Annotated in this window: 12 protein-coding genes; 9 read left to right on the plus strand and 3 right to left on the minus strand. The window is 52.7% G+C overall.

Annotated elements, in window-relative coordinates; translation table 11 throughout:
• Positions 1-52 precede the first annotated feature (52 nt).
• On the minus strand, positions 53-1,138 hold the full coding sequence (locus tag AC3Y2E_RS15380) for a leucine-rich repeat domain-containing protein (protein ID WP_379211945.1): 1,086 nt from the start codon (positions 1,136-1,138) through the stop codon (positions 53-55).
• A 30-nt stretch (positions 1,139-1,168) separates the two neighbouring features.
• Positions 1,169-2,023: a leucine-rich repeat domain-containing protein gene (locus AC3Y2E_RS15385; protein ID WP_379211726.1), complete on the minus strand. Its 855-nt coding sequence runs from the start codon at positions 2,021-2,023 to the stop codon at positions 1,169-1,171.
• 262 nt (positions 2,024-2,285) lie between these two features.
• On the opposite strand from AC3Y2E_RS15385, the gene AC3Y2E_RS15390 reads away from it, so the two are divergent.
• Entirely contained in the window at positions 2,286-2,798 is a 513-nt protein-coding gene (locus AC3Y2E_RS15390; protein WP_379211728.1) for a GNAT family N-acetyltransferase, read from the plus strand.
• Between the two features lie 193 nt (positions 2,799-2,991).
• On the opposite strand, the gene AC3Y2E_RS15395 is transcribed toward AC3Y2E_RS15390, so the two are convergent.
• Positions 2,992-3,180, minus strand: coding sequence for a GrpB family protein (locus AC3Y2E_RS15395; RefSeq protein ID WP_379211948.1), 189 nt, complete (start codon positions 3,178-3,180; stop codon positions 2,992-2,994).
• 216 nt (positions 3,181-3,396) lie between these two features.
• On the opposite strand from AC3Y2E_RS15395, the gene AC3Y2E_RS15400 reads away from it, so the two are divergent.
• From AC3Y2E_RS15400 to AC3Y2E_RS15435, 8 genes are all read left to right on the plus strand, one after another.
• Positions 3,397-3,750, plus strand: a complete 354-nt coding sequence (locus tag AC3Y2E_RS15400; RefSeq protein ID WP_332074033.1) for a hypothetical protein — start codon at positions 3,397-3,399, stop codon at positions 3,748-3,750.
• A gap of 47 nt (positions 3,751-3,797) precedes the next feature.
• Complete coding sequence (locus tag AC3Y2E_RS15405) at positions 3,798-4,673, plus strand: hypothetical protein (protein WP_379211731.1); 876 nt, start codon at positions 3,798-3,800, stop codon at positions 4,671-4,673.
• Positions 4,674-5,593: 920 nt separating this feature from the next.
• On the plus strand, positions 5,594-7,006 hold the full coding sequence (locus AC3Y2E_RS15410; RefSeq protein ID WP_379211733.1) for an extracellular solute-binding protein: 1,413 nt from the start codon (positions 5,594-5,596) through the stop codon (positions 7,004-7,006).
• A 253-nt stretch (positions 7,007-7,259) separates the two neighbouring features.
• A complete protein-coding gene (locus tag AC3Y2E_RS15415; RefSeq protein ID WP_379211735.1) occupies positions 7,260-7,583 on the plus strand; it encodes a hypothetical protein in 324 nt (107 codons plus the stop codon).
• Complete coding sequence (locus AC3Y2E_RS15420) at positions 7,556-8,113, plus strand: extracellular solute-binding protein (protein ID WP_379211950.1); 558 nt, start codon at positions 7,556-7,558, stop codon at positions 8,111-8,113. The genes AC3Y2E_RS15415 and AC3Y2E_RS15420 overlap by 28 nt, the downstream gene beginning before the upstream one ends.
• Positions 8,110-11,541, plus strand: coding sequence for a hypothetical protein (locus AC3Y2E_RS15425; protein ID WP_379211737.1), 3,432 nt, complete (start codon positions 8,110-8,112; stop codon positions 11,539-11,541). Before AC3Y2E_RS15420 ends, AC3Y2E_RS15425 begins: the two co-directional genes overlap by 4 nt.
• 959 nt (positions 11,542-12,500) lie before the next feature.
• Complete coding sequence (locus tag AC3Y2E_RS15430; RefSeq protein WP_379211739.1) at positions 12,501-15,269, plus strand: FG-GAP repeat domain-containing protein; 2,769 nt, start codon at positions 12,501-12,503, stop codon at positions 15,267-15,269.
• Between the two features lie 100 nt (positions 15,270-15,369).
• Positions 15,370-19,269 (plus strand): DUF2341 domain-containing protein, encoded by a 3,900-nt coding sequence (locus AC3Y2E_RS15435; protein ID WP_379211741.1) that lies wholly within the window; start codon positions 15,370-15,372, stop codon positions 19,267-19,269.
• Positions 19,270-19,283: the final 14 nt, after the last annotated feature.

Raw genomic sequence — 19,283 nt, forward strand, 5'->3', positions numbered from 1 at the left:
TTGTTTTGGACTTCCGCTGTACGTATTTTTAGAGGATCAACTTACACAAAAGCTAGCTTTTACTTGCCGATTTCAATCCGCTGCTTCTCTTCGTTCCAGCGCACGGTCCTTCGAAAGCTTCCGTCACAAACCGTAGAGGAACGATCGTTATATGGTTTACGATTCGGGGTGCTTCCTCGAGCTCTACTTTGGCACCATTAACTGACGCGATCTTGGAGTCGATCGAAAGTTTGATTTCGGTCTGGCCGTTGGTGGCTACAATCGATCGCGTTTCCTCGTCCCATCGAACTACGGCGCCTAAAGCAGCGAAAATTTTCCTTAATGGTACGAAAGCGATATCCTGAATGATTTGAGGTGATTCTTCCAGCGAGTAGTTTTGCAAATTCCCGTTAATCGACACTTGGATTCGCTCGCCATAAGAAACGGTCGAGCCGTTTGCCTTCTTTTGCTCCAATACTTCGATTGATTCGCCAGATAACGGATTACTCGTCAGATAGATTTCCCATAGAGCGGGCATGGAGGCCAGCGGCGAAACATCGGTAATCCGGTTATTGTTGGCGGATAGCACGGCGAGCTTGGATAAGGACTGGATCGGCTGAAGATCGGCAATCTGATTATAGTCGACCCAGACTTTTTGCAAATTCCGGAGAGATGCGACAGGCGTCAGATCTTGAATCCGGTTATCCGTTATGTGTAAATCCATGAGGCCCTTCAGTTCCTGGATCGGGCTTAAATCCTCAATTTGATTGCCGCTGAGCCAAAGTGAGTTCAGTCGGGTAAGTCCAGATACAAAACCGATATCTTTCAAACCCGCATTCGGCACAGACAACGAAGTCAACTGACGCAAACCGCGAAGTGTTGTATAGTCCGATACAGGATTTCCGCCGATATCTAACCAATAGAGACTTTTCAGGCCGGATATGGGCTTTACATTCGAAATCCGATTGTCGGTCAAATTTAACGATCGCAGTACGGACAAGTCTTTAAGACTATTCACGTTGTCAATGCGATTGCCGGCCAATTTTAACGTTTCTAACCGGGAGAGCTTGGATAAGATCGAGACGTCGTCGATCCAATTTTGACTCAAATCGACTTTAGTGAGGCCATCATGCCGGCCAAGCGGGGAAATGTCACGAATCTCATTGTTTGCCGCTTCGAACTCAGTGAGCTAATCGTATCCACTCAGAAATGAAATGTCCTTAATTCCTAAGCTCGAGACGTTAAGGCTCTGGATAGATTTAAGCGAGTAGATCGGACTCGGATCATGGACAGCATTGTCACTCAGATCGAGACTCTCCAACGAGCGAAGGGTTTGGATGGGCTGAATATTTGTGATCCGATTCGAACCAAGCGTTAAATAGCGTAGACTCGGTAAAGATGAAAGCCCGCTTATGTCGCTGATCGAGTTTCGAAGCAAGCCAAGGTAGATCAGCCGATTCAAATTGCCGAGATGGGGAATCGACTCGATCTGATTGAATGGAGCGCTGAACCACTCCAATTCGGTCAAACTGTCAATGGGCGTAATATCTGTAATTCGATTGGAACTTAATTCGATTTGAGTCAATTTTTTTAGAGATGCCACTGCGCTTATATCCTTGATTTCATTGAAATACAAGGTAAGCGATTTCAGGTTGACTAACTCTCGCAATGGACCGATATCTGCAATGGTATTGTTATTCAGGTCGAGACGTTGTAACGAGAGCAACCCTTGCAATGGTTGCAAATCCTTTACTTTGTTATGGGTTAGAGTCAAGGATCTCAGATTAACTGCATGCTCCAAGCCGATCAGACTCTGAATTCCATACCAGCTGCCTTTCCCCATACTTCCCAATGTTGTGAGACTCGCCATATCTCCTCGCGTAATGGATCTATCGGAGGGGACATTCAACGTTTCTCTGACCAACAGTTCCAGTGCTTGATCTTCGAACCAGACCGGATTTTCGACTTGCGCTAAGCTGGTTGAAGGGGCAAAAGAGAACAGGATCAGGACAACTATCGAGAAAACTAAAGCTTTTTTCCACATCAACATGTCTCCTTAACTTCCGAAGCCGTTCTCAGGGATGCCTTGAATCGGCTTCTTTTAGTATAATTTACCTAATGATAGCATCTCTTTCGATATCAGGAAATGTTTAATGTGTGAAGTTCTCGCTTCTTTTACTTTGTCAGGATGCCGTTGGACTATCGGACAGGATAATTTCGTTTAAGTTATAAATGACCTACCTAACATGAGACCAACTGCTAAAATAAGTTTAAATGCAAGTAGTGCATTGGAAGGAGCGGAAAGTATGAGTAATTCGATTGAAATTCGCCAAATGACGGAAGCAGACGTGGAACTTGTGTATCGGGTATTCACCGAACATCATATTGGAAAACCTAGGGATTACATCTTGAGGTGTTGGGAACAAAACGAAACAGGTGAACAAATAACGTTGCTAGGCTTTTACCAGAGGCAGTTTGTTGGAAGCCTGCATCTTCTTACTACATCTCACTATCCTCATTTTGTTGAAAATGGCATACCGGAGATTAACGATTTTAATGTTATCCCTCCATTTCGAAAGCTTGGAATTGGAAATGCATTAATGGAAGCTGTCGAGGCAATTGCATTCGAGAAGTACAGTATTGTGGGAATTGGTGTTGGACTTTATCAAAGTTATGGCAGTGCACAGCGTTTATACTCAAAAAGAGGTTATCTGCCTGACGGCAGAGGACTCATGTATCAGCAACAATCAGTTACACCTGGCAGCATGGTTTGTGCGGATGACGATCTAAACCTGTATTTCACTAAAGTTAAACGATGAACGTTGACGGATACGATCGTGAGTTCTTGTCATATCCTGTATTAGGCTGGGGAAGCAGTCGGATAAGAGTGGTTTGCAGCTGTTAATATCTAAGAAAATGGCGCAGACCCCTTCAGGTGGCGGAAATAAGGGGTACAAACCGCCTCTATTTGTCTCGATTCATCTGAAACGGCTTAGAAAGTTTTCTTATAAATTAGCGGCTCATCCAATGCCACATCAATGCTTGTTTTTCGACTTTTTTGACAAAATCATCTTTTCCGTCACCATAACTCTCGATGACATTAGGATATTTTTGGGCCAGTTCACGTTTTAATTCACCGTATGCATACGCAATTTCTGGATGATGGCGAAGAAAGTCGCGAAAGGCCAGATGGCGCTCAATGTATTACAATGAATATTTACTTACAATGGATTAATCTGGCATAATAATGAGAACGTAAGTTCTTGTAGTTCTTGTTGATCATTTTATATTCTGAAAGTTAAGAGTAAAGAAGGGGATGATTAGAATGAAATATAGGTAATACGATACTTTAATTAGCACTAAAATGTAAGTAGAATAGGACGGGATCGAAGAAAAGGAAAAGGAGAAATATAGCAAATGGGAGTTTCTGTTTATTATACTTGTATGAGAGACCATAACCTTACTAACAGTGAGGAGCAAGAGATAACGGCCATCGTGGATAAATACAATACTGGTTTTGAAATGAAAGATATTGGAGAAACATTTTGTGTTTATGACTATGATCAGGATGAACCAACCGTGATCTTTGCTGGTTCAACAAAGCTGCCCTTATCAGACGATTTTGAAGATACATTGCAGGCGCTGTTCTATTGGTTGGCCTGTTTGACGGATATTAGAAAAAGTATTTCTAATGGGGATTGGCATGTGCATCTAGATGATACGGATGCCATTTGGGATGAGGAAACGGGTTGGCAAATGCCAGAGGATTAATATTCGTATTCCGAAAAACCACTCGATGATGATATAGGAGAATCCTGATGCTGAACGATCTGTACCAATTCGAAACACTAGAGCAATTGACAGCACGTATTCAGGAAGAGCCGTTGCTGGATTCGCAGCGTCAAGCGCTGTTTGCGGAGTACGACCGCTACTTCCATTATGCGAACATCGAACAATGGAACAAGCTGGTTCGCGTTTGCGAAGCGCTGCGTGTTGTCGGATGGGCGGGGCGTGAGCCAGTGGAGGCAATTGCCGAAAAATGGATCAACGGTTCTTATTATTCCGGTCTGCGTACCCGAACCTTTACCACGATTGAAGGGACATCCAAGGGATGGAGCAAGCGCGGAAACAGCTTTGTCATTGACGGAGGTCACGACTTGGCTAACTACGGGATTTCCGCTTTGGCTACCCAGCGCAATCCATTGCCCAAAAATCCGATTCGCCTGGTCGGTTCGGGCAATTACCAGCGCTCTGCGCAACCATTCGTAGACAGCTTGGAGGAACTTAGAGAGCAGCTTGACCGCGATATGCGGCAGGAGTTATACGGAGACGATTTTGGCTATCTCGGCATATATTGCTGGTTTAGTCATCATGACGATCCTTCGCCGAGTGTACGCTATGAGTATTTTCATACGGAGCAAGACGTTCCGCCGGACTTCGCTGCCGGTTACTATATCCGTCCCCGTCTGCAGGTCGGCAAGCTGGCAAAACGCCGCGGACAGCTCAAGCTGGAAATCACTCGGCATTTTACCCGGCAGGAGGGAGAACTTCCGCTTGAGACGCAGAAAGAGATGTTTAAGCAGGATCTGATGGAGATCATTTCAGTTTTAGAAGAGAAGCTGAAGAAGAAAAAGTCGCCATACCGGACAGATTTGATGATAACAGATTTGGGGGCCGTACTGGCAAAATGGTGAACAGGAGTCGGGGCGCTTCTGCGACCTTGCATCATGGGTCAAGTTCTTTTCGTCCGATGACTGTCAGACGAAAAGAACTTAGCCCGATTCAAACTTGCATAACTTGCGGGTTTTTGTTTTCAATTGGACAAATTCTTGTAACAGACAAGCCGGGTATAAGAACGGCTACAACTGCTATGGGAAAAGTGAAGAGGTCGAGCGGCTTTCACTAAACCGCAATCTGTTCACGAAGGCCGCTGTGGATGCCAAAAACCAAGGAGCTAAGTAAGAAAGACCGCTTAGCTCCTTGGTTTTTTCAGTATGTCATCCAAGTTGACTGAAGCCGCCGGAAGACATCTATACGACTAATTAACTCAAATATTAAGCCCCAGGCTATGCCTGGGGCTTAATATTTGAGTTACACCTGGCAGCATGGTTTGTGCGGATGACGATCTAAACCTGTATTTCACTAAGTTAAACCATGAACGTTGACGGTTACGATCGTGAGTTCTTGCCACACGATTCCTTCGGAGTCAAGTTGTTCCGGCACAACCTCCCGAACGACCGGCTGGAGCGAAGGTACCGGTTTCCCGGAAGAAATAAAAATACTGTACACGTCCAGCGGGGTGTGGCCGATGACGTGATAGTCGTGCGGGACAAAAGGAGGGATGACGAAGATGTCTTATTCCGGGGAAGTCTTGTTCGGGATTCGATTATACGGATACACATCCCGCCTGCCGATTATCGGATTGAACCTTTGTAACTGCAGATAGACTCTTTCGCCCGTAAGAATCCCCATGATGCGGCAGTCCGATGCAAATGAGCCATGTTGCGAGAAAAGGATAGTTGGTGCTAGACTATAGGTTGGAAAAGAACGGCCAGACCCTCTTGACCAAAAGCGACAAGGGAGTCAGCGGCTAACGGGTGGGCGAGGTTGTGCAATGCAAAAAAAAGTGATTCGAAAACATTCGCAGGCGCGGATCGATGAAATGGTTCATACGATTCGAAACGAAATCATAACGAACATGCAGGCCGTCGGGACTTATTTGCCTTCCGAGAGCGATCTGGAGAAGCGGTTTCGGCTCGGCAACACTTCGGTTCGCAAAGGGCTGGAGCAGCTTGTCCGGGAAGGAATTATCCGGAAAATTCCGCGGGTCGGCAACATCGTGGTCGGACAACCGTCCGAGGAACAACCAATCGTCCGGCTCGGGGTCTATAACACGACCGACCGGGAGATGGAATTGACCGGCTTGCTGGAGCACTTTCAGAAGCGGCATCCGAACATCCGCGTTCAGACTGTAATGATTCCGACTAACGAGTATGCGGGATATATCAAGCAGCATATGGCGGACGGCACGCTGGATGCGGCGATTATTAACCATCATACGTTTCGGCAATTTTCGAGCAGGCAGAAGGCGGACTTGCTGGAACCGCTTCAGCCGCTGGAGCAGACGTCCGGCTATTATCCGTTTACGACCGGGCCGTTTGCGGATCAGGGAAAGCTGCTCGTGCAGCCGTTAATTTTTTCGCCGCTCGTCGTCTGTTACAACCGCAGCCATCTGAAAGATCGCGACTTGTCCGAGCCGGAAGGGGACTGGACGTGGAACGAGCTGATGGAGCTTGCCCGAAGATCGGCGATCGAGAATGAGAGATTCGGCTTTTGCTTCCATCTGCTGTCGCGCAACCGCTGGCCGGTTTTTTTGCTGCAAAGCGGGATCGACTTCACCCCGGATGAGGAAGGCTTTTACCGTTTGCCGGACGAGGTTTTGACGGAATGTCTGGGCGTATGCCGGGAGCTGGTGGAGCAGCCGAACGTGTTTCCCACTATGCTGTCCGGACTTGACAGCGCGGCGGTCGAATGGTTCAAGGACGGCAAAGTGTCCATGATCATGACGACCTACTTTTCGCTTAACCAGTTGAAGCATTCGGATATGGCTTACGATGTCGCTCCGCTTCCCTACGTTAGGGAAAAGGGCAATCTGCTATCCGTCATCGGCGCGATCGTAAGCCGTAAATCGAAGAGCAAGGAAGCCGCAAAACGGCTAGTCGAATTTTTCGGTTCGTACGAGGCGCAGGTGGTGATCCGCAGCAAAACGCTAAGCATTCCGGCGCACCGGGAAGCAGCCGAGTGGGAAGGGGAGACGGACGTTCGGCATCCGGCGCATTTTCGCATTTTTGACAGCATGGTGCCTACATACCGGCTGCTTGAGCATATGTCGCTCACCTCCAAGCAGCTGTCGGCGATCCAGAAAGAGTTCGAGCTGTTTTTAACCGGGCTGCAGGACGGCGTCACGATGAGCAGGCGAATGGAACAAGTGCTGCAAGATATGAACAGCAGCCAGGCAATCGAATAAATTCGCAGGATTGCGGCGTTTGGGAAAAAAGTCCCAAATGCTTTTTTTTATGCGCAAATAGGATGCTCCTTCTCATCGTGCGAAGTGTAAAGGAGGATCGTCTCCGCTCGAATAAAAGACAATTTATAGACGGGGCTGAACGTTTTTGAAACGATTGACTGCGCTTTCAAAACGTTTTATGCTATTTATAGGGTCAATTTGGGGTCAATAAATTGCTGACCTATTATAGGGGAAGTAAGGAGAGACGGACGACATGAAAACGGCGAGGCTGGGGCTCGCCGCCGTGCTGATCGTGATGCTGACGACGACTGCGTGCGGTGCGAATCATCAAGGTTCAGCTAGCGGAGAAGGCGGCAAGGCGGAGGCGGAAAAACCGAAAGAACCGTACACGATGAAAATTCTCGCGAACGGGGTTAAAACCGAGGAGTTTGACGAACGGTTCCGGGAACTGTTGAAGCAGAAATTCCCGCACGTGACGGTCGAGTACTCGCCGGGGGCAAAGGAGCGACGATCAATGATAGGATCGCCTCGGGCAGCATCCCGGACATCATCCGGACCGATGTGCCGACGCTTGTAAGCGGTTATCTCGATTTGGGGTTAGGCTACGATTTGAACGAGCTCGTCAAGAAGCACAAATACGACCTGAAGCGGTTCAACAACGTGTTTATCGACGAAATCGTCGACGTCGGACGGGATGGAGCGTTGTACGGGTTGCCGGTGCCTCCGTATTTTCCCCAAGCGCTCTATTACAACAAAGACATATTCGACAAGTTCGGGGTGGCTTATCCGAAAAACGGCATGACCTGGGATGAAGTGTACGAGTTGGCAAAAAAAATGACGCGTGTCGACGGTGGCGTCGTTTATCGCGGATTCAGCTCGCATCCGACGAATCTGCTTCGAGACAACCCGTATTCCTTGCCGATTCTCGATCCGAACGCAGATAAGCTCTCGAATCCGGACCGATGGATGACGCTGTTCAACAATCTGAAACGGTTTTACGAAATTCCGAACAATAAAATCGAAAGCACGGCTCTGGACGAAGATGAAGGCAGCAAACCGGGGAGCGGAACCCGCCTCCCCCTACCATTCGATCGGAGGGATGAATGATGAGGTGCAAGTTGCACAAGAACATCGCAAGTTTTGCAGTCGTAATCTGCCTGTTGGTTTCAACTTTGATGATGGGCTCCATTCGCGCACATGCCGATACGCAAACGCCTAACCTGCTGACCAACCCGGGCTTCGAGGTACCCGGAGACGAAAACCAGCCCGTACCGGGATGGCATTTGCGCGGCAACAATCCGGCCGGAATATCGATGGAAGTGACCGATGGCGTCGGTTACGAAGGATCGAACGCCTTGAAGGTAACGGACGATTCGACCTCGGTTGCCGCAGTCGTATTCAGCGACCCGATCGAAATATCGGCCGGCGACAGTTTGCGGCTTCGATTCCAGGCTACCGGCACGACCGGCACGGTATACGTCGGCGTTCGTACGTACAAGCAGACAGGGGACGACGTAGTGAGCGGCAACCTTAGCAACAAATTCGTGACGCTGCCGCCGTCGAGTGTTTGGACCGAATTTTCTGTCGAAGCGGACGCCCCGACCGGCGCCGTCTACGCGAGAGTACTCATTTATACCCAAAATGCGGGGAGGGGTTCCACCACCGTGGACGATCTTCAACTCCATCTCGTCGATGAAGGGACGGTTCCGTACGAACTTACGAATCTGGGACCGTTTGTACATAATGTCGATATTTCACGCGCCGTATTCCATCAGGACGCTACGGGCAAAACGATCGCTTACGCCACGTTGTCGGGAGTGCCGGCCAAGCTGCTCGTGATCGATGTGGAAGCGGAAACCGTATTAAAGCAAATCCCGATCGAGGATACGATCTCCGGCACCTACTACAAGGGCGAGTATGTAAGAGGTTTGACCGTTCAGCCGGATGGAACCGTATACATGGCGGGCACGCCGACGAATTTGTTCAAATACGTGCCGGGTGAGAATCAGGTGCATTTCGTGAAAAAAATGCCGGGCTCGGCTGTGTACGATTTGAAAAACGGGCCGGACGGCGTCCTCATCGGGGGATCGTACAACCGGAACGAGGCGTTTGAATACAATACCGTCACTGGCGAAATGATCAATCTGGGCCGGGCGACGGCGGACGAATACTACTTGTACTCGGTTGCCTACGACGAGGCGAGGAACGACTATTACTTCGGAATCGGTTCACATGCCCATTTGATTCGTTATGACCGGGATACGGGCGTAAAAACGGAAATTTCACTTCCCGCCCAGTATAGCTCGGCTCAATTCGTATGGGATATGAGCGTCGTCCAAAATAAGCTGTTTATGAGATTGTCTCCAGGGGCGACTCTTGCCATGGATCTGACGACAGGCGAATTTGAAACGACGAGCGCGCCCGTAACGTCCAGACTCGTCTCTCCTTTGTCCCCGGACGGCGGCAAAGTTTACTTTACCGTTTCGTCAGAGCTCGGCTATTACGATTTCACTACGAAACAGTACAATATGCTGGACATCCGGACGCCTGCGGATGCCAATGGTCTAACGTTTGCGAAGCTCTCCGGCGCGGAATTTCCCGGCGATACGCTGGTCGGCATTACGGAGGGGAGCATCTTCAAATACAACTTGACCAACGGTGTCCGGCGCAGCGTGCTTATTCCGGTCAGCGGGGAACCGAGCACCCTCCATACGGTATTCAAGGGCAATGACGGACGCATCCATACGAGCGGTTACGTGGTGGGAGGCAACGCGATTTACGATCCCGTGGACGGAACCCGGATCGAGTATTCGAAGCAATCCGTCGGCGCCGCGCAGACGGTTCCCGGCAATCAGACGGACCGGGTATTCGCTTACAAAGATAAAATTTACTTCGTCACATATACCGGCATGAGGGTATACGAATACGACCAATCGCTGCCGTGGAATCGGCAGGACCCGATTCATCCGAATCCGTCCTTCCTGTTCACCGCATCCGATGTCGCCCATCAAGACCGCGGACTTACGGGGACGGTGATGCCGGACGAAGGGAAGCTCGTGATCGGCACCGTGCCGAAGTACGGTTTTTTGGGCGGAGCGCTCGTCATCTTCGATCTGGAGACGAAGGAACGCGAAGTGTACGCCAATGTGGTCAATCAGCAAAGCGTCACGGCCGTCACGTACAAGGACGGTCTCGTGTACGGCGGATCGAACGTATGGGGCGGACTCGGCATCGATCCGACCGAATCGGAAGCGAAGCTGTTCATCTGGGATGTGGCGAATAAGCAGAAGGTGTTCGAAACGGTACCCGTTCCCGGCAAAAAAGGGATCACCGAGCTGATGGTCGGCCCGGACGGCATGATCTGGGGCTCGGCGGAGGGCGACTTGTTCATCTTTGATCCGGCAACCAGACAGGTCGTTCATCGGCAAAATCTGGTGACCCGCTCCTATAGCAGCGCTGTATGGCGCGACGCACGGTTCCTCACCGGACATGACGGCAACGTGTACGTCACCCAGGCGGGGCAGTTTATGAGAATCGATGCGGCGACCAAGCAAAAGCAGATCATCCGCAAGTCGGGCAAAACGAATTGGCTGGCTCAGGACGATTTCGGGAATTTCTATATAACCGAGGATACGAATCTGCTCAAAATTACGATCCCCGACTTGCGGGTCTCGCCGATTGGAGCCCGGCTGGATATAGCCAATACGACGCTCGCACCGGGCGAATCGTCGGAAGTGTCCATCACCGGACTGCTGGAGCAGGGGGGAATTGTGCAAAAGCTGGAGAGAAGGAATCCGGTATGGTTCAGCAGCAACCCTTCGGTTGCCTCCGTGGAAAACGGCAAGCTGACGGCCCATCAAGCGGGGACCGCCCAAATCCGGGCGCAGATCGTCGTGGACGGAGTGCCGCTGGAAACCGGGCACGTTGACGTGACGGTAAGTTCCTCAACGAGCTCCGGCCGGCCCGGCATGCCGGTATTATCCGATAACTCCGGTCAAGCGAACGGTCTTCGGGACGGCAACTACACGGTTTCGATGAATATGTGGTGGGGAAACAACGGTACCGCATTTAGACTGTATGAGAACGGCTCCCTGATCGGAGAGAAGACGCTGATCGAAGCTTCGCCCCAGGCGCAGAACGCTGCCATCGACATTCGCGGTAAACCGAACGGGACGTATACCTATACTTGCGAGCTCCGCAATGCCTACGGCGCGACGATGTGCCAACCGCATGTCGTTCACATTACCGATGCCGCTCCCGGCAAGCCCGCCATGTCTCATGACAATTGGGATGGAGACGGAACTTATGCCATCGCGATGAACCTGTGGTGGGGGACGAACGCCGCCGAATACCGTTTGTACGAAAATGGACATTTGATCGAGTCGCAGACGTTGAGCGCCTCTTCGCCCAATGCGCAAAAAGCGACGGTCGCGTTGAACGGCAAGCCGATCGGCCGCTACGAATACCGCGGCGAGCTCGTGAATGCGGCAGGAGCCACATCGAGCGACGTTATGATCGTCGAGGTAATCAAATAAGTAGAACCATCGAGGAACAGGTCGCCTATGTGCGGCCTGTTTTAGTTTATGGATCGCCAGAATGTCTATGTTCTTCCCCGCGCTAAAGGAGACAAAGGGGCCCGGCCCCTTCCTTGTCGAGCCGGCAAGTGCCGCAAGTCGTTTATTGTGGGGTGTGGGCGGGTGGCCGTGCGGGCTTTCAGCCCAGCTTCAAAGGGGGGAGGAGGAGGGAATGCGAATAAGAGCGGTTTGTACGCTTTATTTTGTCCGAAAACCGGTATGAACATAGAATAAGAGCGGTTTGAAACTACTAATATCCGCGAAAAGGGTGCAGAGGCGATGAGTTGGTTGAAATAAGGGGTACAAACCGCCTCTAACTGTCTCCGTTTGGCGAAAAGGCCATAAATAGAAGATGGGAAAGACTTCTATTTTGTTGGGGCGCGGTGGTTTCACCGTTCTGGTGCCGTCGGGCTCAGCCTGCAACGGACTCCACGTATAGTTGATGAAACGGATGAAAGCATAAGGGGATTGACTTATAAAAATGGCAAGTATACTATTTGTAGTAGTATGGTATGACCATATCACTTATTGATAGAGGAGGTTTTGGGGCTGTCCGATATTCCTGAAAGGTAGTCGATGTGCAATCCGGGAAATGAAAGCGTCATCACTCGTGAAGTTAAAGGTGCGCGGCAACAGAGAGACGAGCGATCAACAGAATCGATCAACACGTCTAATTAACACACCTGATTAACACTTCTGATCAACACATCTGATCAACACATCTGATTAACACATCGTCCGCTGAAGCCGGTCGTCGTCAACGATGTCAAGCTGTACGAGTTCCGATCCTGGAGAATGACGAGTGGCGGTAACACCGACTGCGAACACAGGATGACTAAGAGGCGGAAGGTCGCCGCGAATATATTGTGCGGCAGTATCTCAGTTGCCGGTACAACGGATTAGCTGATGGAGGGAAACACATGGGCAGCGTTTGGAGAGAACGGGGTTTTGAGGATTTTGCGGACGGAACCTTCGGTAATGGCGGGCAAAATTTGTACGTGTCCCGCAAAGGCGTACTGCAACGCATTTTTCGATTCGATATCAACCGGGACGGGTATGCGGACGTAATGTTCGTTAACAGCCAGGACATGGGCGAGCGGCCTCCGGTTTATGTTTATCCTCATCCGTTCTGTCAGGAGGAGCGGCTCGAATTGCCTTCGGCCGGCTCCTATTATGGAGCGATCGGCGATTTGAACGGCGACGGCTATGAGGATCTTGTCATCGCCAACCAGCACAACGGCACGCATGCCGATGTGACGGCGTACATCTATTACGGCTCGCCGGAAGGTCTTAGCGAACGTTACAAAACGGAGCTGCCCGTTCCGAATTGCCGCGCGGTTGCAATCGGTGACTTTAACGGGGACGGCTTGCCGGATATCGCTTTTGCTAGCAACGGAAAGATCGTCGTCTACCATCAGACGGCTGACGGCTTCCGCCATACGGACAGCGTGACGCTGGACATGGAAGTGACGCATATGACCGCAGGCGATATCGACCGCGACGGCTTCGCCGATCTATATGTGCGGACGAAGGGGCGGCCGCCGCTTGTACTGTGGGGAGGCCCCGCAGGGCTGCAGCTGTCGGCCAGCACGCTGATTGGCGGGGAAGACCCCAGCTCCCGGCAGCTGGCTAGCACGACAGCAGGCTGGATGACCTTCGTAGAAGGCTGGACGCCGAAAATCGTCGAGCTTGGCGGGAATCCGTTCTTGTTCCGTCAGGAGAACGATGCGGCGGCGTTTTATCCTTGCGGCCGCGACCGGACGATCGGCGAGCCGCTTGTGATCGGATGCCGTAACGTTGTTTCCGCAGGAGCGGCGGACTTGAACGGCGACGGCTGTGAAGAAATCGTACTCGCCGTCTGCGCCGATCGGGATGCAAGCGAGCTGTCCTGGATCTATTGGGGCGGCGGGGCAGGCTTCGGGGATGACAGGCGGACGGCCTTGCCGACGATCAGCGCTCGCGATGTCAGCATCGGCGATCTGGACGGCGACGGCGTGCCGGAGATTGTCCTCTGCCAAGGCCGGACGAACGTGATGAATACGACGGAGTCGCTGATTTATAAAGTTCATCAGCAGGTTGAGTGCAGCGAAGAGGCCCGACTCGCCGACCCGATTCGGCTGGTTACGCATGACGCCGCGACGGCACTGATTGGACGGACTTCCGACGCCGAGCGTCCGCAGATCATTTTTATCAACCATGTGTCGGGACGGGTGAGAGGGGATGTGTCGGCTTACGCCTATCTCGGCGGCCCTAACGGCTTCGATGAAAGCCGCCGCATCGAATTTCCGGGCTGGGCGGCCGTCGATTCGATCTGCTGCGACTTCAACGATAACGGCTGGGGCGATGTGTTTATCGCCAACTGCGCGGAGAACGCCCCGCATCTCGACCCGGGATCGTTCCTTTATTGGGGCGGGCCGGAGGGCTTCGATCCGGACCATAAACAGATTTTTCCAACGCTGCGCGCGCATGGCACCGCGGTCGGCGACTTCCGCCACAGCGGTTATTTGGACCTGGCGGTCGTCGGCGTCAGCAACCCGGAGCTGCTCATCTTCAAAGGCGGACCGGACGGCTTTGATACGGCGAATCCGCAGCGCATCTTGATGGACCCGAATATGAAGGAGTACATTCCGGTTAAAGCGCTGCATTCGTACGGGGACCCTGTCGGCCTCGCTTACCGGGAGCCCAGATGGATGCTGTCGGCGGATTTTAATAACGACGGCTGGCTGGATTTGTTCGTCTCGCAAATATTCGGCTGCAGCTATATTCTTTGGGGCGGGCCTGATGGTTATTCGATGGAGCGTTCGACCCGTCTCAACTGCGATGGCGGCATTTGTGCACAGGCGGCCGATCTGACCGGCAACGGCTGGCTTGATCTGATCGTCGGCGGTCATCTGGTCATGGGTAAAAACGCGAAGTACGAATCGTATATTTACATTTATTGGGGCGGACCCGAAGGGTATCGCGAGGAACGCCGCGCTCAGCTGCCGGCCCATACCGCGAATGCGCTGACGATTGCGGATTTCAACCGGGACGGTATTCTCGATATTTTTGCCACCTCCTATAACAGCGGCCGGGAACGCGATATCGACGCATACTTGTATTGGGGACAGCCAGGCGGCCGCTATTCGGCGGAAAATCGGCTGCAGCTGCCCGCTCATTCGTCGTGCGGCGCGATGGCGATCGATTTTGACGAGGACGGCTGGACCGATCTCGCGATCGCGAATCATAAAACGTACGGCGATCATGTCGGATACTCCTATGTCATGTGGAACGGTCCGGAAGGCTTTTCGCCGAAGCGGACGACGAAGCTGCCGACTATGGGGCCGCACGGCATGATGTCCGTAGATCCGGGCAATATCGTCGATCGCGGCCCGGAGGAGTTCTACATATCGAGCGCGCACGAGCTTCCCGAAGGAGAGCGGGCCGCCCGTATCGGCTGGGAGGCGGAGCTTCAGCCGAAAACGTGGGTGAAGGCGCAGCTCCGATTCGCGGACAGCCGCGAGGAACTGGAGCAAGCCGTGTGGCAAGGTCCGGGGGGCGCCGCGGAAGCATGGTTCGAGAACGGCCAGTCTGCAGCCGATGTGCGGCAAGCCGGCCGCTGGGTGCAGTACCGTTTGGCGCTCGGTGCCGTCAATGGCGGCAACAGCCCGCGGGTGACGGAGGTTTGGGTGGAGTCGGAGCGGGGGTGATCCTGAGAGGTTTTGCCGCAATACAAGCTTGCCGGATATAGCGAGCGGCCGGCCCTTCGCATAACGCGAAAGGCTGGCCCATAATAACAGGAGGTAACCGATGAAATGTTTGATGATGGGTTTGCGGGTTTTGCTGTGCGTGGTTCTCGTTTTTGCTTCGTTTGGTTTGGAAACGCTTACCTTCGTGACGGTTGCCAGTGCTACGCCCTTGCCTGAACGGACGGTCTCCGTTTCGGGACAGCGGGCCGGGGTTGCCGGAGTCGTTCTTGGCGATGTGAACCCGCAAACCGGGTCGTTGACGTCGTTCGGCGCAAGCGGAGCCTTTGCGCTCGACAGCGGCTTAAACAGCATCGGAACGGATTTGGGGAGCGTCACGGCGTTCAACACGATCGAGCTTCGCGCCGGAGAACGCGCAAGCCGGTTGGAGAAGAGCGATTTGTCTCTCTACATCAGCCAGGATAACAGCAGCTATTCTAAAGTGACAGATTGGAATTTCCTGAAGCTTGGCCCGATAATCGTTCTGTACAATTTCTCCGAGACGGCCCGGTACGTCAAAATACATAATCATTTCGACGACGCCGATCCGGAGTTTGCCGTTTCGAACGTGCAGGACATGATGAGCGTATTCGATGTGCCTCCGGGACGCTGGACCGCAAGCGGGGGAGGGGACTGGCTGTATCGCAAGCCGATAACGGTTGCCAATCCGAATAACGTGGCGATTTACGACCGGGCCGTTTACGTGGAGAAGAGCGCGCTAGGGGTCGAGGCGCTTATTTCGGCCGGCAGCATGCAGCCCGATTTCCGCGATGTGCGTTTTGCGGGAGCCGATGGGAAGGAAATGCCTTTTTACATGGACGATGGCGGTTTTTACGTTCGCATCCCGGCTATGACGGCTCTGGCGTCGCTGGACATCTATATGTATTACGGCAATCCGGCAGCCTCTTTCGTCGGCGGGGGTCAAGAGGTGCTGCAAGTGGAGTATGGCAATAAGACGCTTACGGTGCATAACGATCCCGGCTTCGGGGGCAATATCAAACCGGTGCGGCTGAAGGACGGCACCTTGATGCTGATCGCCCAAACGAACGCCGTGAAGGGGATTCACGCCAAATTTTCGTTCGACGGAGGAAGAACGTGGACGGCCGCCGAGCCGCTGATCGATCCGGGAAGCCGTTCAGGCGTTTCGACGGACAGCCCGGGCGGAGCGTACGTTGATCCGGCTTCAGGCGAAGTTTTTATCGCCTTTTACTCTTATCACTACTATGGGGTATGGGAGGGCATGAGCAACTGTCTGGACCCGTCGGTTTGCCGCACCGATCTCTTTGTGGTCAAATCTACGGGGTTTGCCGATGGCAAACCGGTCTTTGGCACACCGCTGCAAATGACGGGCATGCAGTCTGCGCTCGGAAACCCGATTCATTATGCGCTTACGTATACCAATCCGATTCGGCTCAGCACGGGACGTCTAGTCATACCGTTCGCGTTCGTCTACAGCAATGACGGAGCGTTCGCCGCCAGCGTCGTTTATTCGGATAACGGCGGCGTTTCCTGGACGAAAAGCGCGAGCGACCTGACGATTCCCGCAAGCGGAGGAGAAGGGGGCGTATCGGAGTCGGCGATCATTGAACGAACCGACGGGACGCTGCTTATGTATTTGCGCCAACAGAGGGCGGATAAAACGGTTTTCGGCATGTCCGTATCCACCGATCAGGGCGAGACATGGTCGGCGGTGGCGGACAGCGATATTTTGAGCTCGAATACGCTGCCTGCGATGAGCCGCGATGCCGACGGCACCCTTTTGTTCAACTGGTCCGGGCATAACGCAATGGGGATGACGAGCAATTATCGCAATAATTTGACAGTCGCTTATAGCAACGACGAGGCCCTTACCTGGAAGGGGTACCGGGATCTGCTCGGACGGACGCGGCTGTCTTCGCCCGGCTGGTATACGGATAGCTGGGTTACCGAGTCGGATAAGGTTCCCGCCGGAGAGGATGCTTATTTATTCGCATGGTCCGGGACGAAAGCAACGAGTTTGCTCGTTGAAGATTTCTCCAGGTTTTTACGCCGCAGTCACGGCGCGATGGATGATTTCGAATATGTAAGGGGAGGAGCGGCTCCGAATGACAGAAAGAGCTTATCCAACGATTACTGGTGGCAGTCGACCAGACCGGGCGTCGTAGCGGTAAGCGGCAATCAGGCCAGGCAAGGGGAAAAGTCCCTCCGCTTATATGATAATATCGACAATCTGGCGATTACGTCCGCATCCCGATTATTCCCTGCAACCGTTAAAGGCAGCGTCTCATTTTCGGTTTACGGCGCTAGCTTCGGCAACGGTCTGTACATGTCATTGCAGGAAGGTTACTCTCAGCATTGGAACTCGGCGGGAACGGCATATCTGCTGCAGGCTGCGCCGGACGGAACGTTGAAGTATTCGGATGTGCAGGAATCCGAAAATACGCGAAAAACGGGATTTTTGGATTCGGATACGAATCCGGCCGCGGGCAATTTGGGCCACTTCGGTTTTCCCGGCTCGTTCGCCCTAGATTATAAAAACCGCAGCATCGGCGTAGACCTGGGCCGGGTGGAGCGCGTCACGGAGGTCAAGCTGTACGATAACGACGCCAGCAGCCGGCTGCAAGCGGGCAATCTGTCTGTTTATGTCAGCGATACGAATGAAGGCGATTGGACGCTTGTGACGGGATGGACGTTCGCCAAGACGAACGGAACGATTACGATCGGCGGATTGTCGGTTCAAACGCGTTATCTCAAAGTTGCCCAGAGCTTCGGCGACGCCAGCTTTACATTCGTCAACACGCTTCAGGATATGATCGAGGTAAAAACCGGCGAGGCGTCCCGTCAAATCGGCTTTAAGAATGGAGACACCAATCCGGATAGCGGTAATATAAGCAATTTTGGCTTTAGCGGTTCGTTCGGATTGGATTACAGCAGCCGCAGCATCGGAATCGACCTTGGCGCGGTGGAGACGGTTCAGTCGATCAAGCTGTGGGACAATGACGGCGTCAATCGGCTGACCGCAAGCGACTTGTCCGTCTACTCGAGCCATACGAACGCCAGCGACTGGGTGCCGGTGAACGGGTGGACATTTGCCAAAACGAATGGGAACATTGTGCTTGGCGGGTTATCGGTTCAAGCGAGATACATCAAGGTTCATCAAAGTTACCCGGACACCGGCTTTACATTCGTAAACGGCTTGCAGGACATATTGACGGTCCAGACGGCGGAGCATCATCCTTTGACAGGGTATTTGACGGGAGATACGAATCCGCTCGCCGGGAATTTAGGCAATTTTACTTATACCGGGCCCGTTGCCCTCGATTACGGGAGCCGCAGCGTCGGGGTCGATCTGGGCCGCGTGGAGACGATCAAGGAAATCCGGCTTCGGGATAGCGACGGATCGAACCGGTTGGCCGCAGGCGATCTGTCCGTGTATACAAGCGATACGAATATGGGCGATTGGACGGAACTAACGGGCTGGACGTTCAGCAACTCCGGCGGCACCATTACACTGGGCGGCTTGTCCGCGGATGCGCGTTACGTAAAGGTGCATCAGCGTTACACGGATACGGCGTATACGTTCAGTTACGAGCTGCAAAATATGATGACCGTCAAAACCGTCCCGGCTGTTTCGGGCATCTTTCATGATTTGCCGGTCCGGACGACGCTGCCCTTAAATCAATGGTCCGATATTCGCCTTGATTTCGATCTGTCGGATGCCGGGGCCGATGTGTATGTGAACGGCGCTCATAAAGGGCGAATCCCGGCCGCCCATCCGGGAACCGTCGTCACCCACTTCCTGTTCTCTTCGGGAGCTGGCGCAGGTACGGATGCTTATCTTGATGCGTTCATCGTTCAGGACAAATCCGTAGCGCTTCCCGCAGCAGGTCCGATCGGAGCAGAACAAAGCGCCGTAAGCTACGAAGCGGTCATCCGCGCGACCAGACTTTCGCTGATCGGATCGAATACGCACGGGAAGTTGTAGTACACATAAGGATA

It is taken from the genome of Paenibacillus sp. MAH-35 (assembly GCF_058135425.1).